The organism is Leucobacter soli, from assembly GCF_042659205.1.
In the GTDB taxonomy this organism is placed as follows: domain Bacteria; phylum Actinomycetota; class Actinomycetes; order Actinomycetales; family Microbacteriaceae; genus Leucobacter; species Leucobacter soli.
On the sequence record NZ_JBHSRW010000351.1, the window covers coordinates 1 to 1665 of the forward strand.

Sequence of the window (1665 nt, forward strand, 5' to 3'; positions counted from 1 at the left end):
GGCATCACGGCGCCGCCGGCCGGGCCGCCGCCGAGTTCGCGCGCGGCGTCATCGAGGAGGCGATCGTACTGGCGGGCGAGGCGGAGGATCGTCGTGCCGGCCGTCGTCACCTCGACGGGGCGGCTGCGCTGCACGAGCACCGATCCGACGCGCTGCTCCATCGCCTTGATGCGCTGGCTGACCGCCGACGGCGTGATGTGCAGGCGGCGCGCGGCGCCTTCGAAGCTGCCCTCGTCGATGATGGCGGCGAAGGTCGAGAGGTGCTCGAGCGGGAGTTCCACGGGTACTCCTTCGTGGTGCGGGACGAGCGCTTGCTCGCACTTCTCGGAATGATGAAGCAATGCTTATGTTAATTCAGAATATTCAGGGATCCTGAAGTAGCAGACGAGCGTCGTCCCCGCGTAGCGTCGAGTCCATGCTCGCTCCCGCACTCATCGGCTTCGCCTCCGGTCTCTCGCTGATCGTCGCGATCGGCGCGCAGAACGCCTTCGTCCTCCAGCAGGGCATTCGCCGGCAGCACGTGCTGCCCGTGGTCCTGATCTGCGGGCTCACCGATGCGCTGCTCGAGCTCCTCGGCATCGCCGGGATCGGCTTCGTCGTCGAGCGCGCCCCAGTGCTGCTGGAGGTCATCCGCTGGGGCGGCATCGCGTTCCTGCTCTGGTACGCGTGGAGCGCCGCCCGGCGCGCGATGCGCACGGAATCGCTGGTCACCGAGAACGGCGGCGCCGGATCGCTGCGCCGGACGATCTTGGCCTGCCTCGCCATCACCTACCTCAACCCGCACGTCTATCTCGACACGATGGTGCTCATGGGATCGATCGGCAACGCGCAGGGCGCGGACCCCGCCAGATGGTGGTTCTGGCTCGGCGGCGCCATCGCGAGCGTCGCGTGGTTCACCGCCCTCGGCTACGGCGCCCGGCTGCTCACGCGCTTCTTCGCGAAGCCGCGGGCGTGGCAGATCCTCGACTGGATCATCGCCGCGACCATGCTGGTGATCGCGGCCCGCCTGATACTGGACGCCGTCTCCGGCTGAACCCGGGCGCACGGGCTCCCGGTCGGTCCGGGAAGCGGTGCACGGACCCGGCGCCCGTCAGGTGTTCGGGCCGGTCTTGCGGGCCGGTGCCGCGGGTCGGTGATTCCGGTCAGAGGTGCGCGGCGATGGCCGCTACGAGCTCGTCCACATCCTCGGGCCTCGTATCGAAGCTGCACATGAGGCGCACGAGTTCGGGATCGCCCGGCCAGTCGTAGAAGTGGAAGCGCTCGCGCGCACCGGCGGTCGCGGCGGCGGGGAGCCGCGCGAAGACCACGTTCGATTCGGTCGCGTAGGGCAGGCCGATCCGGACTCCGCCCGCGCCGACGGCCAGCTGCTCGATTCCGCGCCGCAGTCGTGCCGCCATCGCGTTGGCGTGGGTCGCCGAGCGCTGCCAGAGCTCGCCCTCGTAGAGCGCGAGCAGCTGGGCCGAGACGAAGCGGGTCTTCGAGCCGAGCTGCATGTTCAGCTTCCGCAGATACTCGAGCCCCGGCGCGGCTGCCGGCCGTAGCACGACGACGGCCTCGGCGCCCAGCAGCCCGTTCTTGGTGCCGCCCAGGCTGAGCACGTCGACGCCGGCCTCGCTCGTGATCTCGGCGAGGGTGCAGCCGCGAGATCTCCTCGTCGCGCTGACG

General features: G+C 70.1%; 3 protein-coding genes. 1 reads left to right on the plus strand and 2 read right to left on the minus strand.

Annotated elements, in window-relative coordinates; all coding sequences use genetic code 11:
- Positions 1-281 (minus strand): LysR family transcriptional regulator (locus tag ACFPZL_RS12995; RefSeq protein ID WP_382335792.1); only part of this gene is annotated, 281 nt, incomplete at its 3' end.
- Positions 282-415: 134 nt separating this feature from the next.
- Here ACFPZL_RS12995 and ACFPZL_RS13000 point away from each other — a divergent pair.
- Complete coding sequence (locus ACFPZL_RS13000) at positions 416-1033, plus strand: LysE/ArgO family amino acid transporter (protein ID WP_218114560.1); 618 nt, start codon at positions 416-418, stop codon at positions 1031-1033.
- Positions 1034-1142: 109 nt separating this feature from the next.
- Here ACFPZL_RS13000 and ACFPZL_RS13005 read toward each other — a convergent pair.
- Positions 1143-1665: threonine aldolase family protein (locus ACFPZL_RS13005; RefSeq protein WP_382335794.1), on the minus strand; the 523-nt coding region annotated here is incomplete at its 5' end.

What these genes read in the sequence shown, in the direction of transcription:
- ACFPZL_RS13000 (WP_218114560.1), top strand. Translation starts at nt 416, where the DNA reads ATGCTCGCTCCCGCACTCATCGGCTTCGCCTCCGGTCTCTCGCTGATC.